This window comes from Paenibacillus sp. EC2-1 (assembly GCF_049311625.1).
GTDB lineage: Bacteria > Bacillota > Bacilli > Paenibacillales > Paenibacillaceae > Paenibacillus_AQ.
The window spans coordinates 2,074,863-2,098,352 of the sequence record NZ_CP186006.1; the positions used below are offsets into that span (position 1 = coordinate 2,074,863).

Below are 23,490 nucleotides of genomic sequence, written 5' to 3' on the forward strand. Positions count from 1 at the left end.
TTCGCAGGTGTAGAAATCTTTGTTCATGTAGGGAGGAGAGTGAGCAAACATGAATCTGCATGTTGAAATGGAGCACCAGCGGCATGTGTTGATCGTCAGACTATCAGGGGAACTGGATCATCACACGGCTGATCACGTCCGGATGCAGCTGGATGAAGCCATCCAGCGTCGCCAGACGGAGCATCTTGTGCTCAGCCTGAAAGATCTTGAGTTTATGGACAGTTCGGGATTAGGTGTAATTCTCGGGCGGTATAAGTTCATCAAGCAAAAAGGTGGGAAAATGGCTGTATGTGATGTTAACCCACCCGTGTATCGTCTGTTAGAAATGTCAGGGTTGTTTAAAATCATGCCCATTTATGAGAACGAGAGTACTGCACTCTCGGGTTTGGAGGTTGTGTCATGAGTGAAGGGAAAACGCAGCATAATTTCATGACTCTGGAGTTTGCCGCAAGATCGGAGAACGAATCCTTTGCCCGAGTGGCTGTGGCTGCGTTTATATCTCAGCTTGATCCGACGATGGATGAACTCAGTGATTTGAAGACCGTTGTCTCAGAAGCGGTAACTAACTGCATTATTCATGGCTATGATAGTAATCCGGATGGTGTAGTAAAGATTGAAGCTGAGATTGACGGTGATATGATTTCTCTTGTCATTCAAGACAATGGACACGGCATTGAGGATCTGGAAATGGCCAAACAGCCGCTCTACACGTCAAAGCCTGAGCTTGAACGCTCCGGAATGGGATTTACGATTATGGAGAACTTTATGGACGAATTTGATGTCATTAGTGAGCCGGGAACCGGCACATCGATCAAAATGAAAAAAAGGATCGAATCCAAGAAAGCTTTATATAATTAGGGGTTGGACAAATGGATGCCGATGTGAAGAAGACTTCGCAGACTTATTTGGACGACGCGGAGGTTAAACGTTTAATAGCACTTAGCCAAAGCGGAGACACAGTTGCCCGGGATACGCTCGTTAACTGTAATATTCGTCTTGTCTGGTCGGTTGTGCAGCGGTTCATGAACCGGGGGTACGAGCCGGAGGATTTATTCCAGATCGGTTGTATCGGTCTTCTGAAATCCGTAGACAAATTCGATCTCAGTTATGACGTAAAGTTCTCGACGTATGCCGTACCGATGATTATAGGGGAAATTCAGCGTTTTTTAAGAGATGATGGAACGCTTAAGGTAAGCCGTTCTTTGAAAGAAATGGCTAACAAAGTAAGGAAAAAACGGGACGAGCTATCCAAGACGCTTGATCGTTTACCAACGATTAAGGAAGTTGCTGAACAGCTAGGAGTGACCCCCGAGGAAGTGGTATTTGCCCAAGAAGCGAATAAACCGCCAACTTCCATTCATGAAACGGTATTTGAGAACGATGGAGATCCGATCACTTTGATGGATCAGATTGCGGATGAGTCACAAGAACGTTGGTTTGATAAGCTGGCTCTAAATGAAGCTATCGGTGGCTTGTCTGAACGTGAAAGACTCATCGTATACTTACGTTATTATCGAGACCAGACCCAGTCTGAGGTAGCAAGTCGTCTCGGCATATCACAGGTTCAGGTTTCCAGATTGGAGAAAAAAATACTTCAAAGCATTCGTAATCAGATTGCGCAGTAGCACAATCTTTACCGAATCGTCTAAACGCCGTCCCTTAGGGACGGCGTTTTTGCATTGCTTGAATTCGGATCTAAAGAGAGAGTGTAATAATTACTCCCTGCATATGGAAAGGTAAATAAGAGTAAGGAGAGCTTTTATTTCCCATACTAACGGTAATTTAGCAGTAAAGGAGTGTTCCGGATGAAGGTTAGTCCCACTCCGACGGTGTTTCTGCAATTAAGGAGCCGTATTCGCCTACCCAGAGATCAGACCGTCAAACTCGGAGATGTTGCTTTTATTGTTTGTGATCCTGAATGGGAAGATCCATTGCGTAGCCTACCTCTTGTTCAACCGAAAGATGGGGATGGTAACCGGCTTCTGATGGATTTAATTCTGATCATTCCAAAGATCCGTCAATTGATTCCGAACGTTCAGATTGAGCCGATGGGAAATCACCATACTTTAGTGGAGTTAGTTGGTCCCTCAGCTAAACCGTCCCGCTTTTGGTTTCCGATTGTTTGGTTGCTGTTGTTCTTTGGATCGGCTTTAACGATTATGAATTTTCATGCCGATGTCAACATGTTGGAGGTTCAAATTCGAATCGTTGAGATGGTCACAGGACACAGAGATGAGCATCCCTATTTGTTCCAGATTGCCTATTCGCTTGGGCTCGGTTTTGGGATGACCGTATTTTTTAATCACCTGTTCAAAAAGAAATGGAACGAGGAACCCACTCCACTTGAGGTTGAGATGTATTTGTATCAGGAAAATCTCGATCAATTCGTTGTTGCAGAAGAATATCGAAAGATGAAAGTGGCAGAGAGTCTGTCGCAGGTATCTGATGTGAAATTGAAGGGGAAAACATGATTACGATCGTGCAGCAAATGATTTCCATCATCCTCGGAATAGCTGGTGGCATTGCCGTAGGTGGGGGGGTCATTGCGCTCATTATTGTGCTCGATATTATTCCGAGGCTTTCCCAGTTGACCTGGACCTATGACAAAGTCCACTGGTATGAAGGCGCTCTGATAGCAGGTTCCCTCATAGGGACAATCGCTGATTTCTGGATGTGGAAAACATCCTTAGGTCCTGTGGTAAGCACACTTATTGGTTTGTTCTGCGGTGTGTTCATTGGAATGCTTGCAGCAGCTTTAACTGAAGTGTTAAACGTTCTACCGATCTTGTCCAAGCGGCTGAAGCTGACTCAATATCTATTTGGCTTATTGATGGCTATGGTCGCTGGAAAGGTCGCTGGTTCTTTGTTCGATTGGTTTATTTATCGACAGTAGACTAGCGAGGGTAGCGAGAATTAAAGGGGGTAAAGTAGATGGATGATAAGACGGAGCTTACTGGAAATAAAGCAGAAGACATACCACCCGTTCCACCTTCCGAGATCAAGAAGTTGGATGAGGAAGCTTTGATTAAGAAAAGAGACAGTGAAACTTCGGACAGTACCTATGAGTCTATTTTGTATTGGCAAGGTTCAGATGAAATTCCGGGACGAATGAAGGATCTGAAAGCCATATTAGCTGAAGTCATGGGCCTTGGAGTTTCCTTTGATATTGTATTTAGAGAAATGACCATCGGAGGAAAAGAGACCGGCCTTTTATTTATGAATGGTTTTATTAACTCAGGGGTAGGAACAGAGATCCTAAAGCGGTTAACGTATTTAACACCTGAGGATATCGAAAAACATGCTTTTTCAAGTATCAAGAATAAGTACATTCCATATGTACAAGTGGAGTCCACTTCAAAGCTGAGTGAAGCTATTAGTAAGGTCATGACCGGAATGAGTGCCTTTTTCATTGAAGGTGAACAATCGGTCATTATGCTCGATACAAGGGTATATCCTTCTCGAAGCCCAGACGAACCGGATACGGAGAAGGTCGTAAGGGGAGCCCGAGATGGTTTCACTGAAACATTGCTTACCAACATCAACCTGGTACGGCGGCGTGTTCGTGACCCGGGGCTTCATAGTGAAATCATGCAGGTCGGAAGACGTACTCAGACGGATGTTTGTATCTTATTCATTGATGATATCGCGGATCGTGAACAGGTGGAGGCGGTAAGGCATAAAATTCAAGAGCTTGATCTTGAGGGTTTACCCTTAGGAGATAAGCAGCTTGAAGAAGCAATCGTAAATAAGGGCTGGCATCCTTACCCTCTTGTACGATACTCGGAGCGGCCGGATGTCGTCGCATCCCACTTACTTGAAGGAAGAATAGTTGTGATGGTAGATACTTCACCAAGTGTGATGATTATGCCATCCACGTTCTTTGATTTGTGTCAGCATGCGGAAGAGAATCGGCAAACGCCTTTTATGGGTACCTATCTACGTTGGGTTCGATTTGGAGGCATATTTGCTTCCATGTTCCTTTTACCATTATGGATGCTTCTGGTTATACATCCTGAATTGAAACCGCCGTATTTAGACATTCTTGGTCCTCAGGAAAATGCGAAAATTCCGATCATCGCTCAATTCTTGATCGTTGAATTTGGGGTTGACTTGATGCGTCTGGCAGCGGTCCACACACCTACGCCTCTAGCCTCTGCGATGGGCTTGATCGCGGCTATCCTTATCGGGGATATCGCTGTGAAGACAGGGTTGTTTGTAAACGAAGTGGTACTATATATGGCTGTTGCAGCGATTGGTATGTTTGCAACTCCAAGTTATGAGCTGGGACTCGCCAACCGAGTTGTTCGGCTGGTGCTCTTAATAGCAGTGGCACTGTTCGGTGTCAAAGGTTTGGTAATCGGAACTACGCTACTCATCTTGATGCTTACTACGCATCGGTCGTATAACTCCTCCTACCTGTGGCCGTTCATACCATTTAGTGCAAAGGCGATGGGAGAGGTGTTATTCCGTAAACCAGTGCTATACTCTAGGAGACGTCCTGCTTTGAATAAGACTCGTGACAGCAGTAAGATGGGTCCTGAAATGAATCCTAAACGAAAACAATAATAAATAACACAAAGGTTATGTTGAAAAATCCATTTTATTACGATTCGTTGTCTGCTATACTGTGAACAATTATTCGATTATCAAACTTTTCAAATATCGATCGGAGGAATTGTGAGCATGTTTTTACACGGTACTAGCAGAATTAATGATCTCGGACATCTTGAAATTGGTGGGTGCGATACAGCTGATCTAAGAGCCCAGTATGGAACCCCTCTTTATATTGTAGACGAGCAATCGGTAAGAACCCGTTGTCGTGAATACATCGATGCTTTTAAAGCCTCAGGTCTTAAGTATCAAGTTGCTTATGCAAGTAAAGCATTTTGTGTCATGGCTATGTGTCGTCTTGCTGAAGAGGAAGGTATGTCTCTTGATGTCGTGTCTGATGGCGAGTTGTATACAGCTCTGGAGGCAGGTTTTCCAGCAGAACGTATTCATTTTCATGGCAATAACAAGACCCTGGATGAAATCGAAATGGCATTGAATGCTAACATTGGCTGCTTCGTTGTGGACAATGAGATAGAGCTCCACTTGCTGCAGGCTGTAGCAGCTGAGAAAGGCCGTCAAGTGAAGATCTTGCTTCGTGTAACCCCTGGGGTAGAAGCACATACCCATGAATACATTTCAACGGGTCAGACGGACTCTAAATTTGGATTCGATATCGGAAATGGTTCTGCATTTGAAGCTGTTAAGCTAGCGGCAGCACAAACCAATCTCGAGCTTCTTGGATTGCATTCACATATTGGATCACAGATTTTTGAGGTTGAAGGTTTCCAGATGGCTGTGCAGCGTGTTGCAGAATTTGCACGTTCGGTGAAAGAGGAACTTGGTGTAACATTTAGTGTTGTGAATCTTGGAGGCGGATTTGGTATCCGTTATATCGAAGGAGATACACCTCTTCAAGTATCCCAGTATGTTAAAGCCATTACAGATTCTGTAAAGACTCATTTCGCAGGGATCAGCGCTGAACTTCCAGAAATCTGGGTTGAGCCAGGTCGGAGTATTGTGGGCGATGCAGGAACAACACTATACACCGTGGGAACTAGTAAAGATATTCCTGGTGTGCGTAAATATGTTGCCGTAGACGGAGGGATGACCGATAACCCTCGTCCTGCCTTGTATGAGTCTCAGTATGAAGCCATTCTAGCTAACCGTGCGAATGAGCAGAATGAAGAGAAGGTATCTATTGCAGGTAAATGTTGCGAGAGTGGCGATATGTTGATCTGGGATGTAGAGTTGCCTAAGGTAAAATCAGGTGATTTGCTCGCAGTTGCATGTACAGGTGCTTATAACTATTCCATGGCTAGCAACTATAACCGTATTCGTAAACCAGCGGTTGTGTTTGTTAAAGATGGTGTAAGTGATCTGGTCGTTCGTCGTGAAAGTCTAGAAGATATTGTTAGACATGATGTTGTTCCTCAGCGAATCCAGAATAAGCAGACAGTATTGAGCTAAGGTTAATATTAGGGCAAGGGTCGCACCTATACTTCGGTATTAGGCTGAGACCCTTTTTTCTTGTTATCTTTGTTTGCATGAGATGTTGCAAATGAGATACAATGGGAACGTAATCAAGACATGGAAATGTGATGGATTGTATATCAGACATTTCGATTAATCGACTAAGGAAGTGAAGAGAAAATGAAAAAAGGTACAATTGAATTAGAAAACGGCGGTATTGTGGAAATCGACTTTTTCCCTGAAGAAGCACCGAACACTGTTGCCAACTTTGAGAAATTGGCGAATAGCGGTTTTTATAACGGACTAAGCTTTCACCGTGTAATTCCAGGCTTCGTAGCTCAAGGCGGATGCCCTACTGGCAACGGTACTGGCGGTCCTGGGTACACGATCAAATGTGAAACTTCTACAAACACAACGAAGCATGATGTAGGTGTATTGTCCATGGCTCATGCAGGCCCTAACACTGGCGGAAGTCAGTTCTTTATCTGTTACGGTCCTCAGCCTCACCTTGATGGCGTTCATACTGTATTTGGTAAAGTAACGAGCGGTATGGAGCATATTAACAATGTGAAGCAAGGCGACAAAATGAAAGAAGTTAAAGTATTTGAAGCTTAATACTTTAATATAGGACAACCTTCTCTCGTTATTTTGATAACGAGAGAAGGTTGTTTTTTTTGTATAAAATCAATGATTTGAATGGTACACATTGGAATGAATCGTAAGTAAGTGTATATTATTCACTTGCTTTTTGTTTTTCTATTTGTTAATATGCCATTAACTTAATACAGCAAGATCCTTCGGGGCAGGGTGAAATTCCCTACCGGCGGTGATGGACGTGATGAGATAGTCGAAACAAGCTATTCGTCACGTACTTAGTCCGTGACCCGGATATACGCTAGAGGCATTTTGATAAATGCTGAGTATATACGGTGGACCTGGTGCAAATCCGGGACCGACAGTATAGTCTGGATGGGAGAAGGAGAGAAGACATACCATTTTTTGTGGTAGGTCTCATAGAAGCAACCGTTTATTTGGTGTGCGTGCATATTTTCACAAAGAGTCGCAGCTGATTTGAGCCAGCTTTTTTTGGCTTTCATTCAGATTCTGTTCCTTTGGTAATATTCAGCATATCTTGTTTGCTTCTGTCTACAATATTTAATCTCCCAATTTAAGTTAAGCCCTGTTTGGATTTAATCATCCAGACAGGGCTTTTTTGTGCCGAATGAAGTGATCCGCAAGGAAGTTTCATGTTCGATTCTAATCTCTGCTTGTAAAGCGGGGTGTAAGACCTTGAGGAGGGGAGATGTACTTGAAAGAAGTAATGGATGATGAATTTTATATGTCATTAGCGCTTAATTTGGCTGAGCGTGCACAAGGTCAGACTGGTATCAACCCGGTTGTCGGTTCTGTCGTAGTGAAAGATGGCATGCTGGTTGGTATGGGTTCTCACCTTGAAAGAGGAACACCTCATGCCGAAATTCATGCACTGCAAATGGCTGGCAATAAAGCATATGGTAGCACAGTATATATTACACTTGAGCCTTGTAGTCATTATGGAAAGACACCCCCATGCAGCGAGAGATTGATCGCTGAGCGAGTTAAACGAGTTGTGATCGCAACTGAGGATCCTAATCCACTTGTTTCAGGCAAAGGTATTCAGATGCTGCGTGAGGCAGGAATTCAGGTCGATATAGGAGTACTAAAGCATCGTGCTAACAAGCTTAATGAACCGTTTAGAAAGTTTATAACAACGGGTAAACCGTATGTCACACTAAAAACGGCTAGTACTCTAGATGGCAGGATCGCAACAAAAGCAGGGGATAGTAAATGGATTTCTAATGAAGCGGCGAGAGCTAGAGTGCATACGCTTCGCCATCGGCATCAAGGTATTATGGTTGGAGTATCGACCGTAATCGCTGATGATCCTCTCCTAACGACCAGGCTTACTGTAGATGGACTGAATCCGATTCGGATTGTGGTTGACTCTAAGCTAAGGATACCTTTGGACAGCAAGATGATTCAGGATCATGCCGCTTCGGTCATTATACTGACAACAAGTCATGGGGATAAGAATAAGCGAATTGAGCTTGAGAAGAAGGGGGTTGAAGTTATTGCTTGCGGTGATGGCCCCCAAGTTGACCTGCAGCTTGCAATGACCTTGTTAGGTCAAAAAGAGATTGGATCCATTCTTTTGGAAGGGGGAGGAACGCTAAACGGGTCTATGCTAAAGGAAAGGCTTGTGGATTGTATCGTCCTCTTTCTGGCTCCGAAAATCGTAGGTAGTATGGGTGCCCCTTCAAGTTTTAACTTTAGTGGTGCAGAGCTAATGAGTGAGGCGATAACTTTGACAGAACTAGAGATTGAACAACTTGACAATAATTTATGTATTCGTGGAATACCGGCCTATTCATAATCGTATTCTTTTAAGTCGATTTCCTATTTGAATCAAGCTAAGAAGAAGAGGTGTTATATGTTCACAGGACTGGTAGAAGAAATCGGTGAGATTCGACGGATTAGTCGAAAAGGTGAAGCTATGGTTCTTAGCATCTCAGCATCTTTCATTATGGATGACCTAAAGCTCGGGGATAGCGTGGCTGTAAACGGCGTATGTTTGACGGCAACGTCGATCATAGATAAGAAGCAGTTCACCGTAGATGTGATGCCGGAAACATTTCGAAGTACCAATCTAAACGAACTTCAGGGGGGGAGCAAGGTGAACCTGGAGCGAGCGATGGCTGCTAGTGCAAGATTTGGTGGACATATTGTCCAAGGACATGTTGATGGCACTGGAGTGATCCGAAGTGTTCAGAGAGATCAAAACGCGGTTGTCTACGAGATTGCTCCTTCGAACACAAACTTGTTTAAATACATTATTCCTAAAGGTTCGGTCACTTTAGATGGTATTAGTCTTACCATAGTTAAGGTTTATGAAACTTCTTTTACCGTATCGATTATTCCACATACGCTTGCTGAAACAGTTCTTTCATTCAAGCTGGCTGGTGATACGGTGAACATAGAGAATGACATTTTAGGTAAGTATGTGGACCATCTTTTACATTATGGTTCATCAGAGACAGATGATAAGAGATCAAATCGTGGAATAAGTCATGAATACTTGTCTGAGCATGGCTTTGCATAATAGAGCATGTACGCTCTATGAGAAAGAAGGAGAATGAGCTATGGATGATCAATTCGAGTTTAGCAGGGTTGAAGACGCGATTAACGACCTGATGGTTGGGAAAGTTGTTATCGTTGTTGATGATGAGGACCGCGAAAACGAAGGAGATTTTATTGCTCTGGCGGATAAAGCAACACCAGAAGTCATCAACTTCATGATTACAGAAGGTCGAGGCTTAGTATGTGTGCCGATCACACAGGCAAGAGCACGGGAATTAGATTTGAAACCGATGGTAACTCAGAATACAGATGCTCACGGAACAGCTTTTACGGTATCTGTTGATCACAAGGATACGACAACGGGTATTTCTGCTTTCGAGCGTTCACTTACCATTCAAGGGATATTGGACCCGAACGCCGTGCCGACTGATTTTCGAAGACCAGGGCATATGTTTCCGTTAGTAGCGAAAGATGGTGGTGTTCTCCGACGTGCTGGCCATACCGAAGCAGCCGTTGATCTGGCTAGATTATGTGGTTCTTATCCAGCAGGCGTGATCTGTGAGATTATTAAAGAGGATGGTACGATGGCACGTTTGCCTGATCTAGTTCAAATCGCCAGAAAGAATGATCTGAAGTTGATCAGCATTAAAGATCTAATACATTATCGTAACGAAAAGGAAATGCTGGTCAATCGTGAGGTTTCCGTGCGTATGCCTACCGATTTTGGGGAGTTTCAAGCGATCGCTTATACCAATGAGGTGGATAACAAAGAGCATATTGCACTTGTTAAAGGTTCGATCGATGGTGATAAACCTATTCTCGTACGCGTCCACTCCGAATGTTTAACGGGAGATGTGTTTCATTCGCATCGTTGTGACTGCGGTCCTCAGTTCGAGGCAGCGCTTCGACAGATTCAAGAAGCGGGAGAAGGCGTTCTTTTATATATGAGACAAGAGGGGCGAGGGATTGGACTTATTAATAAATTGAAAGCCTATAAGCTTCAGGAAGAGGGACTAGATACAGTTGATGCTAATCTGAAGTTAGGTTTTCCAGCAGATCTGCGGGATTATGGGATAGGAGCACAGATTCTGAAGGATCTAGGTATTCGTCAAATTCGTCTCCTAACTAACAACCCACGTAAGATTAAAGGACTTGAGGGATATGGCCTTGAGGTTGTAGAACGTGTACCGATACAAATGCAGGAGAATAAAGACAATTCGGGTTATCTTCATACGAAGCAAGCCAAACTTGGTCATATGCTGAAATTTTAAATACTACTATTCCAATTTGAAAGGTTGATGATTTAGCATGGCACATTATTTTGAAGGAAATCTCGTATCCGAAGGTTTGAAGTATGGAGTCGTTGTTGGGCGCTTTAATGAATTCATTACAAGTAAGCTATTAGGAGGAGCGCTTGATGCACTGAAGCGTCATGGTGTTCAGGACGATGAGGTGGATGTGGCTTGGGTACCAGGAGCTTTTGAAATCCCGTTGATTGCCCAAAAAATGGCGGAAAGCGGGAAATACGATGCAATAATTACACTAGGTACTGTGATTCGAGGATCTACCACACATTATGACTATGTATGTAATGAGGTCGCTAAGGGAGTATCTGCGATTAACTTGAAATCCGGTGTACCAACGATATTTGGAGTTGTGACTACGGAGAATATTGAGCAAGCGATTGAGCGGGCAGGGACGAAAGCGGGCAACAAGGGTTGGGATTCCGCAATGGCAGCGATTGAGATGGCAAACTTGACGAAACAGCTAAAATAGTGCTTATTTAATGTAGTGCCCTTTTTTTCAGGGCACTACATTTTATTTTTTGTGGCGGGAGGATTCACCGTGACCGTATTATACAAGCTGGAGACGTTTGAAGGACCGCTCGATCTATTGCTTCATCTTATAGATAAAGCGGAAATTGACATCCAGGATATCCCCGTCAGTGAGATTACCGAACAGTACATGGCTTATCTACAGAATATGCAGGAGTTGGAGCTGGAGATTACAAGCGAGTTTTTGGTTATGGCTGCCACACTGCTTTCGATTAAGAGTAAACTATTACTGCCAAAACCACCGGTTATTGAAATGGACGAGTTTGACTATTATGAAGAAGATGATGTTGACCCACGAGCGGAACTCATTCAGCGATTGATTGAATACCGGAAATATAAAGGGATCGCAGAGCACCTTCACGAACGTGAATGGGAGCGAAGTCTCATCTATTCGAAGGAGCCAGAAGACTTAACGCCATTCATGCCTGTTATGGAAGAGAATCCAGTTCTGGGATTGCATACATCGGATCTTATTGCTGCCTTCCAAAAGGCGCTTAGCAAAGCGGTCAAGCGTACTTCTTATGCCCGCATACAAAGGGATGAAATATCGGTAAAAGACCGGATTGGACAGGTGATACATACTCTGGAAAGTGCTGGACCAGGCGGAAGAGTATTGTTCTCCAAGCTGCTGCATGAAGAGATGGTAAGACATGAAATTGTCGTTACTTTTTTGGCGATTCTGGAGTTAATGAAGATGAAACAAATATGGTGTTTTCAAGAGAAGTTATTTGATGACATCGTAATGGAGTGGAGAGGGGAAGTAAAGTTTGATGGATTTTCCGAAGCTGAAATCGATTATTGAGGGACTGTTATTCTTATCTGGCGAGGAGGGATTGTCGGTAAAGCAGATGACAGAAATTACAGAGCAACCGGCCGACATCATATTGGACGCTCTGAACGAGATGAAGAGAAACTGTGAAGAGGAGCATCGGGGAATTCAAATTATTCAAATTGCAGGTAGCTATAAACTAGCAACTTTGCCTGATCATGCGCCGTACTTTGAAAGGCTGGCCTATTCTCCTTCTCGTTCGTCTCTGTCGCAAGCCGCCCTCGAGACATTGTCTATCGTCGCTTACAGGCAGCCAATTACACGCGTTGAGATTGAGGAAATTCGCGGTGTAAAAGCTGAACGTGCCATTCATACGTTGACGAATAAGGGACTCATTGAAGAAGTTGGCCGAGCAGAAGCGATCGGGAGACCGATCCTGTATGGTACGACAAAAGCATTTTTGGACTATTTCGGATTGGCAAATATAAAGGACCTTCCAGAGCCTTCACAATTTGAAGCGGATGCGGATAGCTTGGAAGAAGAGACACAGATGCTATTTGATAAACTCGATAATAAACAGCTAACATTTGACGATGTGAATTAGAATGAGATGAAGAAGCCGAAGGGGGATCCCAAGGCTTCTTTTTTTGTTATCCATTCTTTTTCGAATCATTTTACGGATTATTTGCCATACTAAGCCAGAGAGTTGTTTAACAACGTTTTGGGGGTTACAGTGTGGGGATATGGCTTATTCTATTAATACTGGTCGTGCTTATACTGATTACTCTGCTGATTCTTGTCTTGGCGTCCACCGTTACATTTCGAATACACATCATACTTCGGAGTAAAGAATATAGGATGATGGTTAACATTCGATTGTTGTACGGAATGATAAATGTTCAGTATGAAGTACCTTTTAAACTAACGGATAAGGGTGTGCGATATACAGATAAATCAATTTCATCTGACCGATCGAAAGGAAGAATAGACGAACCGGAAGAGGAGTCAGAGAATAAGAGAGAGTTCAGTTTCAGTAATTACCAAGTCTTGGTTCAAGCGACGAAAGGTCTCAAAAACTGGTTTCTCAACACACTATCCATTATTAGGTTATCTGAAGTACACTGGGCAACATCGCTCGCCTTGGATAATGCAGCGGAATCAGCAGTAGCAGCCGGTATGGTTTGGGGAATCAAACATACCATTCTAGGACTGTTGTCCTTTCACCTTAAATTAACGAATACACCGAAGTTACAAGTGCATCCGGACTTTAATGGACCGCCCCAAGTTTCTACAGATCTAAGCTTTGTTATTCGAATCACCTGTGCAAGAGCTATATTTGCAGGGCTAATGTTAATGGTTAGGATTGTATCGATTAAAGGTGGAATGAAGATTTGGAGGCGGACCTTGTTCCGTACATGATATGGTCAGGATATGTGTAGCTTACGGAAAGATAAAAGACATACATATTACATGCACCATCCGAGCAAACTGAACATAGTGCAGGGATGCCCTTATTTTTATAAACAGCAGAGGAGGAGTCATCATGTCAGATCACCCCATTCAAGGGTTAATGCAAACCGCAATGGAAAACATTAAGGCGATGGTGGATGTTAATACCATTGTCGGCGATCCTGTAAATACACCGGATGGAACCGTCATTCTTCCGATCAGTAAAGTCGCTTTCGGCTTTGCAGCGGGGGGGAGTGACTATAACGCCGATCATGGCGGTGGACGTGGAGGGGATACTCAAAACAACAATCCACGTTCCCTTCCTTTTGGTGGTGGTAGTGGTGGTGGTGTATCCATTCGCCCAATCGCATTTCTTGTCGTTGCTAAAGAAGGCGTTCATATCGTTCCACTTGATAATCAGACACATCTGTTCGAACGTATGATCGATGCTACACCTTACTTGCTTGAACAAATTCAATCCATGTTTCAAAGCGGAACGGGTGCTTCCAATTCAAGCCAAAACGGAACACAGCCATCACATTGATCTGCTTATGAGATCCCTTCCGGTTTACCGGAAGGGATCTTTACTTTGCTGTGGGTAGCTTGTTAAACAGCTAATAATGAACTCTGACAACGGAAGGGACATACCCTCAAGCTTTTCCGCATATACTTGTACAAGATTTTAAGATCACCGGAGGCTAAAATCATGAATCAATATTACCGTTTCACCTTAATTGGATGTATTACCGCTTTTCTGATGGTATTTAATTCAGTGTTACCTGTTCAAGCTGAGCCTCAAAATGAACCTTATGGCGGACCTTCTAACCACGCACAAGCGGCAGCTCTGATTGATGTAACATCAGGCCGATTGCTCTATAGCAAGCGTGGAGATGAACGTATGAGAATTGCAAGTTTAACCAAAATCATGACAGCGATCGTAGCCATTGAGCGAGGGAATCTGAAAGATTCAGTCAAAGTTACCAAAAACTCATTCGCCAAAGAAGGATCATCTTTGTTCTTGAAGCTGGGTGAAGAAATGTCACTTGAGAACTTGCTCTATGGTTTGATGCTTCGCTCAGGGAATGATGCCGCCTCAGCCATTGCTGAGCACGTAGGGGGATCTGAGGAAGGCTTTGTGCTCATGATGAATGAGAAAGCTACGGCTCTTGGACTAAGTAACTCTCACTTCATGAATCCACATGGACTAGATCATGACGAACACTATTCATCGGCTAACGATTTAGCCAAGTTAACAGCATACGCGTTGAAGAATCCGACATTTAAGGAGATTGTAAAGACACCGGTTAAAAAGGCACCGAATCCGAATGAGAAATGGGATTACAAATGGGATAACAAGAATAAAATGCTCCGTTTCTATGAAGGCGCAGATGGTGTTAAAACCGGCTATACGAAAAAAGCTTTTCGCTGTCTAGTCAGCTCAGCGACAAGAAATGGTCAGCAGATTGCAGCAGTTACTTTGAATGATGGTAATGACTGGAATGATCATTCCAATATGCTTGACTATGGATTTGACAATTTCCCTCTCCATCAGATCGCCGCAAAAGGGCAAAAGCTGCAAGGTTACTCACTTGTAACGGGTACAGGTTTTTCATATGCCCTTGCAAAAGGTGAAGAAGATCGCGTATATAAAAAGCTTGTCCTAGATAAACCAAGAAATCCGGATTTGAGTTTTGGTCTTAGAGGCTTTGTAGAAATATCACTTGACGGTAAAAAGATTGGACAGGTTCCAGTGTTTGTAGAAGGTAGTCGTTTACCGGAGGATGCCCTTCAGGATCAGCCCGAGAAAACGACGTTCTCACATCAAACCGATAATGAAACCCTTTGGCAGTCAGCTGGGCATATATTAAGGCATATGTTTGGTGGTGCTAAATAATCGTATAAGCTTTTGGGAGAGAGCCTTGGACGAGGAGAACAGGGGGAAGAAAGATGATCAATGTGATTTGGATGGGAATGATTTTGGTTGGTTTTGTATTCGCGGCTGTGAGCGGAAATATCGACAGCGTGACCAAAGCGGCATTTGATGGCGCCCAGACTGGTGTGACTGTCTCTTTTGGGTTGATCAGTGTACTAGTATTCTGGCTTGGGATGATGCGGCTTGCTGAAGATTCAGGCATGCTAGCTAAGGTAGCTAAGTTAATGGGGCCTGTCGTTCGATTCTTATTCCCCGATGTACCTAAGAACCATCCAGCAATGGGATATATATTGTCCAATATGAGTGCAAACCTGTTCGGATTAGGAAACGCAGCCACTCCGATGGGCATAAAAGCGATGCAGGAACTTCAAAAGCTTAATCCGGATAAAGATACAGCGACTCCGGCGATGTGTACTTTACTTGCACTTAATACGGCTAGTATTACGATCATTCCTACCACACTTATAGCGATTCGGATGAATTTTCAATCGGCTAGCCCGACGGAGATTGTAGGTACAACGCTTTTAGCCACAGCAGTAGCAACAATGGCTGCTATTCTAGCTGACCGGTGGTATAGAGCACGTACAATCCGTAAGAACAAACCACCTGGTGTAGGTAAAGGGCTTAGTAGTACAACGGTAAGCGGGGAAGGGTGAGTTATAGGTGCTGACGTGGATTAACACGATATCCGCATGGTCAATTCCGATCATAATCGCTTTTATTCCGCTTTTTGCCTACACCAAAAAGGTGCCCGTGTACGAGTCTTTTGTAGATGGAGCCAAAGACGGATTTTCTACGGCAATATCCATCATTCCTCATTTAGTGGGCATGATGGTGGCCATAAGTGTCTTTCGCGCTTCTGGTGCATTGGAGTTTATGGTGGGGTGGACGGCTCCCTTCCTGCAATGGCTCGGTGTTCCGAGTGAAGTATTGCCCTTAGGGATTCTAAGGCCATTGACGGGAACTGGCTCTTTAGCCTATACCACTGAGCTGATACGTGCCTATGGTCCTGATTCTATGATTGGCCGAATTGCTTCTACCATTCAGGGAAGTACGGATACTACACTTTACGTATTGACTGTATATTTTGGAGCAGTAGGTATTCGGAATGGTCGGTATGCGTTAAAGGTGGGGCTTTTTTCAGATGTAATTGGTTTCATCGCGGCTATCGCTGTATGCTTGTTTGTCTTCGGATAAACGAGCTTTTTTATTTGTATAGGACAAATGACCATATCCGTAGTAAGACACCCGCATATACTGTTGCATTCAGGGCACATCAATTCGAGGTGATGATATGGTGTTTGAAGGCTTTGTGATACATGATACCGCATGTGATAAAGAGACGAAACCGCAAAACGTGGATTTTACGATTCATAAAGATGGATCAGTATCCACTGCATCTGTGTTACTTGAATCGGAGTTTATCCATATATGTCTGGTTGGCAATTTCAACCGTGAGTATGATGCTATGAGTAAGGAACAGAAAATGCAACTTTTTGCTGCTAGTAAAATCATTTCAGAGTTGTCTAGACGCTATTCTATCTCCCCGCTGTACCTATTTCCACATTCTGAAACATGCCCGGGAGCACATTTTCCATGGAACGAGCTTGTGATTTATCCTGTAGGTGGGTATCATTAGACTTGAGGTGACCTATCGAACATGGAGAGATTACAAAAAATTATGGCACAGGCTGGGATAGCTTCCCGCCGCAAGTGCGAAGAATTGATTTTGCAAGGAAAGGTGCAGGTAAACGGGGAGGTCGTAACCGAGCTCGGTACAAAAGCGGATCCCGATCAAGATATGATCACGGTTGCAGGCAAACCGATCAAGAATGAGAAAAAAGTTTACATTATGCTAAACAAACCAAAAGGTGTTATCACGAGTGCTTCCGATCCGGAAGGCCGTAAAATCGTATCGGATTATCTAAAAGGCGTGAAAGAACGCGTATATCCGATCGGACGGCTTGACTATGATACGGAAGGTCTTTTGTTGCTCACGAACGATGGTGAATTTGCGAATCTGCTTAGTCACCCGAGGTTTCATGTACCAAAGACGTATCTTGCAACCGTTAAAGGTGTTCCGCACGGAACAGAGCTGGACAAGCTACGTCAAGGTATTATGCTGGAAGACGGCATGACCTCGCCTGCAGAGGTGGAATATAAGGATGTGGATCCGGATAATAAGCAATCCGTTATCGCCATCACAATACATGAAGGACGTAACCGTCAGGTTCGTCGTATGTTTGAAGCGATATCACATCCAGTTACCCGCCTAAAACGTGTTTCTTATGGAGACTTATTACTTCAGAACTTGAAACGTGGTTTGTTCCGTCATTTAACTGCAGATGAAATTAACACACTCAAGCAGCAGGCAAAATCAGCCAAGCCTGAAGGAAGTCCCCGCAAAAAACGTTAAAACCTGACACATAATATTCAAATTGGAACGCAGCATTTATGGCAAATATCGTTATAATTGTTCATAGGATGTTCACACCTCCTTCGAACAATATGATGGATGTCATAGAAAGGATGCTGCTTCTTTTATGGGCAAATCAAAAAAAACAGTTCAAATCATCATACTGTTGATTGTTGTTCTATTAGGTGCTTATGCTGTGGCAACCGTTGTTATGGGCAATGACGGGATCCCCAGAGAAGGCGATAAAGCTCCTGACTTTCAATTGCTTGGATTGGACGGTAAGGTACATACCATGAAGGAATACGAAGGTAAAGCCAAAGTTATAAACTTCTGGGGTACTTACTGTCCACCATGCGTGAGAGAGATGCCAGCTCTTCAAGCTCAGCGAGAAAAATGGAAGAGTCAAGGAGTCGAAGTTATTGGCATTAACGCCGGCGAAGATAAAATGACCGTCGAGAATTTTGTTGCTCAGACTGGCGTGGAGTTCCCAATCCTAATGGATCCGGATCGAGATGCGGTAGGAGATTACAAAGTTGGCGCAATGCCGGCAACCTATTTTGTGTCGTCTAAAGGCGAAATCGTTCACATTAAGATTGGAGAACTAGATTTAAGTACCTTAGACAAACAAATTGAACAGTTGGTGAATGCAAAATGAGTCAAGGATCACAACCTTTAATAACGAACACGAAATGTGAGTGCGGACATCAAAATCCGACAGGTACGGTATTATGTGAAGCCTGTGGTAAACCGTTGACCGAGGACGCAGAATCTCAGACCGTTTTGGAAATGCGATATGATGGCATAGCTCGTCGTTCGCAGAAAAGTAATCCTGGATTTATTGACCGGATATGGAACTTTTTCTCGTCTGTAAAAGTAGCCATCTACTTAATCATTCTGACGTTAGTTGGTTCGATGCTCGGGACAATTTTCCCTCAGGAAAGCACCTTTTTGAACATAGATCCATCCACATACTACAAACAAGAATACGGGAAATTAGGACATGTATATTATCTACTAGGTCTTTCCCATACATACACATCATGGTGGTTCGTTCTTCTTCTCGTTATGATCGGTGCGTCGCTGGTTATTTGTAGTTTAGACCGGGTTCTGCCGCTGTATAAAGCTCTAAGCAGACAACGGATTCCCAAACATATGTCTTTTCTAACTCGTCAAAAGGTAACCTATCAGACACCAATTGCTGAAGATGGGGCGAAGTGGGTAGAGCAGATAACCCCGCTTATACGCAAAAAAGGTTACCGAGTTCGGACAGATGGTGGTACGCTGCTTGCTGAGAAACAGCGATTTAGTCGCTGGGGACCCTATGTGCTTCACATTGGACTTATCGTATTTCTGCTTGCAGTGCTTGCAAGAGGATTGCCCGGAATGCATATGGATAAGCATATCGGCTTCCCTGAAGGGGAGAGTAAGAAAATTCCGAATACAAGTTATTATTTGAAGAATGATGGTTTTCGGGTAGAGTTTTATACCGAAGATGACATGCCAAATGAATTTAAGAATAAAGGTAAAGTGCTGCCTAAATTGTTCGAAACTAAAGCCATTCTGTATATGTGTGAAGCAGATTGTGATGATTTGACGAAGGAACCGAAGTTAGTCGAAGTCGATCGTCATAATATTCAAGTGAATGATCCTATGAATTACAAAGGACTTATGGCGTATCAGTTCGACTATGATCTGAATCCCGTAATTCGCTCTGTCTCACCCGTATTGGTAAATGCGAAGAGCGGTGAAGAATATGGCAAGTTCACCTTGAACATAAGGGATCCAGAACGGGAGTATAAGGTTGGAGATTATACGCTCAAGTTAACAGAGAAGTACTCTGATTTTGGGTTGAATGATCAAGGCCAACCGGCTAATTTATCCTCAAGTCCCAATGCACCAGGCTTTTTATTCCAGATTTTTGGGCCTGATCTGCCAGAGACCGGCGTTCAGTATTTTTACTTCCCGAAACAAATTGACAAGGAACGTTTTCAGCAGGATGCACTTAATGCACAGTTAGCTGGAGGCACGGTCCCTCTCAATCTGGATGTGACGAGTATGGAAGATGTCGATTTGTCCAAATCAACCACCTACTTGAACATACGTGTTGATAAAGTTATGCCTTTCATATGGATCGGAGCCGCAATAGGTATGCTTGGTCTGATCATGGGCTTCTATTTCCAGCATCGCCGGATATGGCTTCGGATCGATAATGAGATGTTAACTTTGGGAGCGCATACGAACAAGAATTGGTTCGGATTGCGACGGGAAATATCGGCTGTACTCAAGCAAATGAACATCGAAGTAGATGAGAAGTCACTGGAGAATAATAGGGGGAGTAAGCCATGACGTTAGTGGATTTTAGTAGCGATGTGTTTATTGCTGCGTTCTTACTTTATTGTTTATCGTTTAGCTTTTATGGTTTAGCGGTGTGGGGTAAACGTTTTAGAAAGACGAATCCTGAAGCTCATGTAGCGAAATGGGGTAAAATTGCTTTCGTTACGGCGGCTATCGGCTTAGTCTGTCATCTGGTTTATTTCTTTACACGCTGGGCAGGTTCTGGACATGTACCTGTCAGCAATATGTATGAATTTATGACGTTCTTATCAATGGCTATCATGATTGCATTTCTGGTCTTATTCTTTCTCTATAAAAAATCAATGCTTGGTTTATTTGCACTTCCACTAGCCATTATAATCATGGCGTATGCAGCGGTGTTTCCTCAAGAAGTTCAACCGCTTATTCCATCCTTGAAATCATACTGGCTTGGAATTCATGTAACAATGGCTGCACTAGGTGATGCGTTCTTTGCTATTGGTTTTGTAGCCGGGTTTATGCACTTGCTGAGAACGGTTGATTTCAATAATAAGGACAAGCAGTCTCGCCGTGAACAAAGATGGCTTGAATTATGTATGTTTGCTGTTGTCGTATTAATTGGTTTTATCGTATCGGTCTACAGTTTCCGTGCTGCGGGTTATCATGCTGAATTCAATCAGACGAATGTTGACCCTAAGACAGAAATTAGTAAAATAGTTAAAGTGGATTATAATATGCCTCCACTTGTTGCACCATATAACAGTGAAACTGTTGAAATGCAGTCTTTTATGGGAATGAAATCCCCGCTTTTTGAAGCACCATCTTGGATGCATGGTATCAATGCAGGACGTAAATTAAATACCGTTATATGGTCTCTCGTGAGTGGTTTGATCTTATACGGCTTAATTAGACTAGCGTTGCGTAGACCTATAGCGAAAGTGATTCAACCCGCTCTCAACCGACTTGACCCGGATGACTTGGATGAAATCAGTTACCGTGCAATTGCAATCGGTTTTCCAATCTTTACGCTAGGTGCACTCATCTTCGCGATGATCTGGGCACAAATTGCATGGGGCCGTTTCTGGGGTTGGGATCCAAAAGAAGTTTGGGCACTCATTACATGGTTATTCTATAGTGTGTACCTTCACCTACGGTTATCCAAAGGATGGCAGGGCAAGAAATCATCATGGCTTACAGTAATCGGCTTTATCGTCGTTATGTTTACACTCGTTGGCGTGAATTTGATTATTGCAGGTCTCCATTCCTATGCCGGAACAGAATAATATGATAATGTTATACAAGTAAATTAGATTTTGATAAAAATCAGAAGGGTCCTCGAACCAAATGGATGAGGGCCGTTCTGATTTTCCCTAGAATGAAGGAGATGTTACCGATGACAGAGCATGGAAATCGCATCCTCGTGGTAGATGATGAAGAACGCATTAGGCGACTACTCAAAATGTATCTGGAGAAAGAAGGATATGAAATTGATGAGGCAGAAGATGGAGAAACAGCGCTTCGGAAGGCGACAACCGAAGATTACGGGCTGGTTCTTCTTGATGTTATGTTGCCTGGAATTGATGGCGTAGAAGTGTGTTCGCGCTTGCGTCAGGTGAAATCAACACCGATCCTTATGCTGACTGCTAAGGGTGAGGAAATTAATCGAGTACAGGGTTTTGAAGTTGGTGCTGACGATTATGTTGTGAAGCCATTTAGCCCGCGTGAAGTTATTTATCGGGTGAAAGCAATTCTTCGTCGTTCTTCTGCGACTGCTTATTTATCGAAGGAAACTACACCAACGAATAGCATTGTATTTCCGCATCTTGTTATTGAGCATGATGCTCACCGTGTCACTGCGGGTGGACAAGAAATTAGTCTTACACCTAAGGAATATGAGCTGTTGCATTATTTGGCATCTTCCCCGGATAAAGTCTTCTCGAGAGAAGAACTTCTGAAAGATGTATGGAATTATGAATTTTTTGGTGATCTCCGTACTGTAGATACACATGTGAAACGATTACGTGAGAAATTGAACAAGGTATCGGGCGAAGCAGCGGCTATGATTACAACCGTATGGGGAGTAGGTTACAAGCTGGAGGTTCCTAAGTAAGTGAACTTTTGGAGATCGCTTGTCGGAAAGCTGTGGATAACGATAACCTGCCTTGTAGCATGTGTCCTACTGACACTTGGCCTGTTTCTGCTTCCTTATATTGATACTGTATTTACGAATTCCGGAGATATCAAACGGTTATTTACCTATGCGTCGATTATCGGATTTTCGATGACGACTTTCTTTGGTTTATTTCTTCTTACGAAGATCACACAACCGATGCAGAAACTTATCCAAGCAGCGAATGCGATCCGTAAAGGGAAGTATGGAACACGACTCGATCTCGTTACGAGTGATGAGATTGGTGAGTTGGCTAACACTTTTAATCATATGGCAGCGGAGCTGGAAACAACGATCCGAAGTCTGAATCATGAGAAGGAGCATTTGGCTAGCGTGCTGCGCAGTATGAGCGATGCTGTAATTACTTTTGATAATAACGGTGATGTTGTACTAGCTAATCCCCCCGGTCAAGATGTGATGAAGACTTGGCAGGGGTTACATTGGGATGAAGATTTAGAAGGTGGGGGCTGGGCAGCTGATGTGATGCCAGAACCTCTGAGTGCGTTGTTTTATAAAACGATGCATGAAGGTAAAGATCAGAGTGCCGACTTGCATGTAAAACAAGGGGTCTGGGAGGCCCATATGGCTCCTCTATACTCGGATGATGTTATTCGAGGTGCTGTTGTAGTTCTGCGTAATATAACGGAGCAAGTGAAGCTAGAGAAGATGCGTACAGACTTTATCGCGAACGTCTCCCATGAAATACGTACCCCGCTGTCCATGATGCAAGGCTATAGTGAAGCGCTTCTTGATGGAATGGCTGCGTCTCCTGAAGAGAGTGAGGAGCTTATACAGGTGATCCATGAAGAGTCGCTTCGAATGGGTAGATTAGTCAAAGACCTTCTGGATTTAACAAGAATGGAAGCGGGACATTCTGAACTCATGTGTCGTAGCGTGGACGCCGAAGATTTGTGTGAGCGGGTTTATCGTAAGTTCACAGTTCGGGCAAAAGAGCGGGACATCGACCTTCGACTAACGAAATTGAATTCGAATCTATTACTTGCTTCAGCAGATGAAGATAAGTTAGAGCAAGTGATGACGAATTTGCTCGATAATGCTTTTAGACATACGCCTTCTGGGAAGGTTATAGAAATAACAGCGGATCGTGTTCAGAATCAACTTGGACCTGCCGTTAAAATCGTTATATCCGATCAGGGGGTAGGCATTCCGTCAGAGGATCTGCCGTTTGTATTTGACCGTTTTTACAAAGCTGACAAGGCCCGTGTACGCGGTGAATCCGTTGGTACGGGGATTGGTCTTGCCATAGTTAAAAACATCGTAGAAGCGCATAAGGGTGCGATCTCCGTTCATAGTGTTGTTGGTGAAGGTACTGATTTCACCTTCTACATACCGGCGGAATGAGTAAAATAACAGCAAATATTTACAAAATACAAAAAACACCTTCGATGAAGAAGGTGTTTTTTGTTGAACGATAAACATTAATCTTGTTCTACGTGGAACAAAAGC

General features: G+C 43.5%; 26 protein-coding genes and 1 riboswitch. All 26 genes read left to right on the forward strand.

The genetic code is table 11. The features are described 5' to 3' along the window. Window positions 1-49: 49 nt before the first annotated feature. The 26 genes from spoIIAA to ACK8P5_RS09885 all read left to right on the forward strand — a co-directional run bounded on the left by spoIIAA (window position 50) and on the right by ACK8P5_RS09885 (window position 23,385). Entirely contained in the window at window positions 50-403 is a 354-nt protein-coding gene (gene spoIIAA, locus ACK8P5_RS09760; protein ID WP_422660746.1) for an anti-sigma F factor antagonist, read from the forward strand. Further along, the gene (spoIIAB, locus tag ACK8P5_RS09765; RefSeq protein ID WP_422660747.1) at window positions 400-858 is read left to right on the forward strand and encodes an anti-sigma F factor; all 459 of its coding nucleotides are present in this window, start codon (window positions 400-402) and stop codon (window positions 856-858) included. The genes spoIIAA and spoIIAB overlap by 4 nt, the downstream gene beginning before the upstream one ends. Before the next feature lie 11 nt (window positions 859-869). Continuing rightward, window positions 870-1,625, forward strand: a complete 756-nt coding sequence (gene sigF / locus ACK8P5_RS09770; RefSeq protein WP_422660748.1) for an RNA polymerase sporulation sigma factor SigF — start codon at window positions 870-872, stop codon at window positions 1,623-1,625. A 180-nt stretch (window positions 1,626-1,805) separates the two neighbouring features. Beyond that, on the forward strand, window positions 1,806-2,471 hold the full coding sequence (locus ACK8P5_RS09775; protein WP_422660749.1) for a stage V sporulation protein AA: 666 nt from the start codon (window positions 1,806-1,808) through the stop codon (window positions 2,469-2,471). After that, window positions 2,468-2,893: a stage V sporulation protein AB gene (locus tag ACK8P5_RS09780; RefSeq protein WP_422660750.1), complete on the forward strand. Its 426-nt coding sequence runs from the start codon at window positions 2,468-2,470 to the stop codon at window positions 2,891-2,893. Before ACK8P5_RS09775 ends, ACK8P5_RS09780 begins: the two co-directional genes overlap by 4 nt. Window positions 2,894-2,931: 38 nt before the next feature. Next, window positions 2,932-4,566, forward strand: coding sequence for a spore germination protein (locus ACK8P5_RS09785; protein ID WP_422660751.1), 1,635 nt, complete (start codon window positions 2,932-2,934; stop codon window positions 4,564-4,566). A gap of 117 nt (window positions 4,567-4,683) precedes the next feature. Beyond that, window positions 4,684-6,018, forward strand: a complete 1,335-nt coding sequence (gene lysA, locus ACK8P5_RS09790) for a diaminopimelate decarboxylase (RefSeq protein WP_422660752.1) — start codon at window positions 4,684-4,686, stop codon at window positions 6,016-6,018. Window positions 6,019-6,201: 183 nt separating this feature from the next. Further along, window positions 6,202-6,636, forward strand: coding sequence for a peptidylprolyl isomerase (locus ACK8P5_RS09795; protein WP_422660753.1), 435 nt, complete (start codon window positions 6,202-6,204; stop codon window positions 6,634-6,636). A gap of 174 nt (window positions 6,637-6,810) precedes the next feature. After that, window positions 6,811-7,006: riboswitch (FMN riboswitch) on the forward strand. A 336-nt stretch (window positions 7,007-7,342) separates the two neighbouring features. Next, window positions 7,343-8,434, forward strand: coding sequence for a bifunctional diaminohydroxyphosphoribosylaminopyrimidine deaminase/5-amino-6-(5-phosphoribosylamino)uracil reductase RibD (gene ribD / locus ACK8P5_RS09800; RefSeq protein WP_422661427.1), 1,092 nt, complete (start codon window positions 7,343-7,345; stop codon window positions 8,432-8,434). A 57-nt stretch (window positions 8,435-8,491) separates the two neighbouring features. Continuing rightward, window positions 8,492-9,160 carry a riboflavin synthase gene (gene ribE, locus ACK8P5_RS09805; protein WP_422660754.1) on the forward strand — a complete coding sequence of 223 codons (669 nt, stop codon included), beginning with the start codon at window positions 8,492-8,494 and terminating at the stop codon, window positions 9,158-9,160. A 40-nt stretch (window positions 9,161-9,200) separates the two neighbouring features. After that, complete coding sequence (locus ACK8P5_RS09810; protein ID WP_422660755.1) at window positions 9,201-10,409, forward strand: bifunctional 3,4-dihydroxy-2-butanone-4-phosphate synthase/GTP cyclohydrolase II; 1,209 nt, start codon at window positions 9,201-9,203, stop codon at window positions 10,407-10,409. 37 nt (window positions 10,410-10,446) lie between these two features. Next, window positions 10,447-10,914 carry a 6,7-dimethyl-8-ribityllumazine synthase gene (ribE, locus tag ACK8P5_RS09815; RefSeq protein ID WP_422660756.1) on the forward strand — a complete coding sequence of 156 codons (468 nt, stop codon included), beginning with the start codon at window positions 10,447-10,449 and terminating at the stop codon, window positions 10,912-10,914. 69 nt (window positions 10,915-10,983) lie between these two features. Next, on the forward strand, window positions 10,984-11,775 hold the full coding sequence (locus ACK8P5_RS09820; protein ID WP_422660757.1) for a segregation and condensation protein A: 792 nt from the start codon (window positions 10,984-10,986) through the stop codon (window positions 11,773-11,775). Beyond that, on the forward strand, window positions 11,744-12,346 hold the full coding sequence (gene scpB, locus ACK8P5_RS09825) for an SMC-Scp complex subunit ScpB (RefSeq protein WP_422660758.1): 603 nt from the start codon (window positions 11,744-11,746) through the stop codon (window positions 12,344-12,346). Before ACK8P5_RS09820 ends, scpB begins: the two co-directional genes overlap by 32 nt. A gap of 131 nt (window positions 12,347-12,477) precedes the next feature. Then, complete coding sequence (locus ACK8P5_RS09830) at window positions 12,478-13,161, forward strand: DUF2953 domain-containing protein (protein ID WP_422660759.1); 684 nt, start codon at window positions 12,478-12,480, stop codon at window positions 13,159-13,161. Window positions 13,162-13,285: 124 nt separating this feature from the next. Beyond that, a complete protein-coding gene (gene ytfJ / locus ACK8P5_RS09835) occupies window positions 13,286-13,735 on the forward strand; it encodes a GerW family sporulation protein (RefSeq protein ID WP_422660760.1) in 450 nt (149 codons plus the stop codon). A 213-nt stretch (window positions 13,736-13,948) separates the two neighbouring features. Beyond that, complete coding sequence (locus tag ACK8P5_RS09840) at window positions 13,949-15,085, forward strand: D-alanyl-D-alanine carboxypeptidase family protein (protein WP_422661428.1); 1,137 nt, start codon at window positions 13,949-13,951, stop codon at window positions 15,083-15,085. Window positions 15,086-15,138: 53 nt separating this feature from the next. Then, window positions 15,139-15,780, forward strand: coding sequence for a nucleoside recognition domain-containing protein (locus tag ACK8P5_RS09845; protein WP_422660761.1), 642 nt, complete (start codon window positions 15,139-15,141; stop codon window positions 15,778-15,780). 7 nt (window positions 15,781-15,787) lie between these two features. Beyond that, window positions 15,788-16,321: a spore maturation protein gene (locus tag ACK8P5_RS09850; RefSeq protein WP_422660762.1), complete on the forward strand. Its 534-nt coding sequence runs from the start codon at window positions 15,788-15,790 to the stop codon at window positions 16,319-16,321. Window positions 16,322-16,436: 115 nt separating this feature from the next. Continuing rightward, entirely contained in the window at window positions 16,437-16,763 is a 327-nt protein-coding gene (locus tag ACK8P5_RS09855) for an N-acetylmuramoyl-L-alanine amidase (protein ID WP_422660763.1), read from the forward strand. A gap of 21 nt (window positions 16,764-16,784) precedes the next feature. After that, on the forward strand, window positions 16,785-17,540 hold the full coding sequence (locus tag ACK8P5_RS09860; protein ID WP_422660764.1) for a pseudouridine synthase: 756 nt from the start codon (window positions 16,785-16,787) through the stop codon (window positions 17,538-17,540). 127 nt (window positions 17,541-17,667) lie between these two features. Beyond that, window positions 17,668-18,195: a redoxin domain-containing protein gene (locus tag ACK8P5_RS09865; RefSeq protein ID WP_422660765.1), complete on the forward strand. Its 528-nt coding sequence runs from the start codon at window positions 17,668-17,670 to the stop codon at window positions 18,193-18,195. Next, on the forward strand, window positions 18,192-19,886 hold the full coding sequence (gene resB / locus ACK8P5_RS09870; RefSeq protein WP_422660766.1) for a cytochrome c biogenesis protein ResB: 1,695 nt from the start codon (window positions 18,192-18,194) through the stop codon (window positions 19,884-19,886). Before ACK8P5_RS09865 ends, resB begins: the two co-directional genes overlap by 4 nt. Continuing rightward, window positions 19,883-21,136: a c-type cytochrome biogenesis protein CcsB gene (gene ccsB, locus ACK8P5_RS09875; protein WP_422660767.1), complete on the forward strand. Its 1,254-nt coding sequence runs from the start codon at window positions 19,883-19,885 to the stop codon at window positions 21,134-21,136. Before resB ends, ccsB begins: the two co-directional genes overlap by 4 nt. Before the next feature lie 110 nt (window positions 21,137-21,246). Further along, window positions 21,247-21,963 carry a response regulator transcription factor gene (locus tag ACK8P5_RS09880; RefSeq protein WP_422660768.1) on the forward strand — a complete coding sequence of 239 codons (717 nt, stop codon included), beginning with the start codon at window positions 21,247-21,249 and terminating at the stop codon, window positions 21,961-21,963. Then, window positions 21,964-23,385, forward strand: a complete 1,422-nt coding sequence (locus tag ACK8P5_RS09885; protein ID WP_422660769.1) for an ATP-binding protein — start codon at window positions 21,964-21,966, stop codon at window positions 23,383-23,385. It abuts the gene before it with no gap. Window positions 23,386-23,490: the final 105 nt, after the last annotated feature.

Bases quoted from the DNA above. Each gene is read 5' to 3' on its own strand.
- spoIIAA (WP_422660746.1), top strand. From the start codon at position 50: ATGAATCTGCATGTTGAAATGGAGCACCAGCGGCATGTGTTGATCGTC.
- spoIIAB (WP_422660747.1), top strand. From the start codon at position 400: ATGAGTGAAGGGAAAACGCAGCATAATTTCATGACTCTGGAGTTTGCC.
- sigF (WP_422660748.1), top strand. From the start codon at position 870: ATGGATGCCGATGTGAAGAAGACTTCGCAGACTTATTTGGACGACGCG.
- ACK8P5_RS09775 (WP_422660749.1), top strand. From the start codon at position 1,806: ATGAAGGTTAGTCCCACTCCGACGGTGTTTCTGCAATTAAGGAGCCGT.
- ACK8P5_RS09780 (WP_422660750.1), top strand. From the start codon at position 2,468: ATGATTACGATCGTGCAGCAAATGATTTCCATCATCCTCGGAATAGCT.
- ACK8P5_RS09785 (WP_422660751.1), top strand. From the start codon at position 2,932: ATGGATGATAAGACGGAGCTTACTGGAAATAAAGCAGAAGACATACCA.
- lysA (WP_422660752.1), top strand. From the start codon at position 4,684: ATGTTTTTACACGGTACTAGCAGAATTAATGATCTCGGACATCTTGAA.
- ACK8P5_RS09795 (WP_422660753.1), top strand. From the start codon at position 6,202: ATGAAAAAAGGTACAATTGAATTAGAAAACGGCGGTATTGTGGAAATC.
- ribD (WP_422661427.1), top strand. From the start codon at position 7,343: ATGGATGATGAATTTTATATGTCATTAGCGCTTAATTTGGCTGAGCGT.
- ribE (WP_422660754.1), top strand. From the start codon at position 8,492: ATGTTCACAGGACTGGTAGAAGAAATCGGTGAGATTCGACGGATTAGT.
- ACK8P5_RS09810 (WP_422660755.1), top strand. From the start codon at position 9,201: ATGGATGATCAATTCGAGTTTAGCAGGGTTGAAGACGCGATTAACGAC.
- ribE (WP_422660756.1), top strand. From the start codon at position 10,447: ATGGCACATTATTTTGAAGGAAATCTCGTATCCGAAGGTTTGAAGTAT.
- scpB (WP_422660758.1), top strand. From the start codon at position 11,744: ATGGATTTTCCGAAGCTGAAATCGATTATTGAGGGACTGTTATTCTTA.
- ytfJ (WP_422660760.1), top strand. From the start codon at position 13,286: ATGTCAGATCACCCCATTCAAGGGTTAATGCAAACCGCAATGGAAAAC.
- ACK8P5_RS09840 (WP_422661428.1), top strand. From the start codon at position 13,949: ATGGTATTTAATTCAGTGTTACCTGTTCAAGCTGAGCCTCAAAATGAA.
- ACK8P5_RS09845 (WP_422660761.1), top strand. From the start codon at position 15,139: ATGATCAATGTGATTTGGATGGGAATGATTTTGGTTGGTTTTGTATTC.
- ACK8P5_RS09860 (WP_422660764.1), top strand. From the start codon at position 16,785: ATGGAGAGATTACAAAAAATTATGGCACAGGCTGGGATAGCTTCCCGC.
- ACK8P5_RS09865 (WP_422660765.1), top strand. From the start codon at position 17,668: ATGGGCAAATCAAAAAAAACAGTTCAAATCATCATACTGTTGATTGTT.
- resB (WP_422660766.1), top strand. From the start codon at position 18,192: ATGAGTCAAGGATCACAACCTTTAATAACGAACACGAAATGTGAGTGC.
- ccsB (WP_422660767.1), top strand. From the start codon at position 19,883: ATGACGTTAGTGGATTTTAGTAGCGATGTGTTTATTGCTGCGTTCTTA.
- ACK8P5_RS09880 (WP_422660768.1), top strand. From the start codon at position 21,247: ATGACAGAGCATGGAAATCGCATCCTCGTGGTAGATGATGAAGAACGC.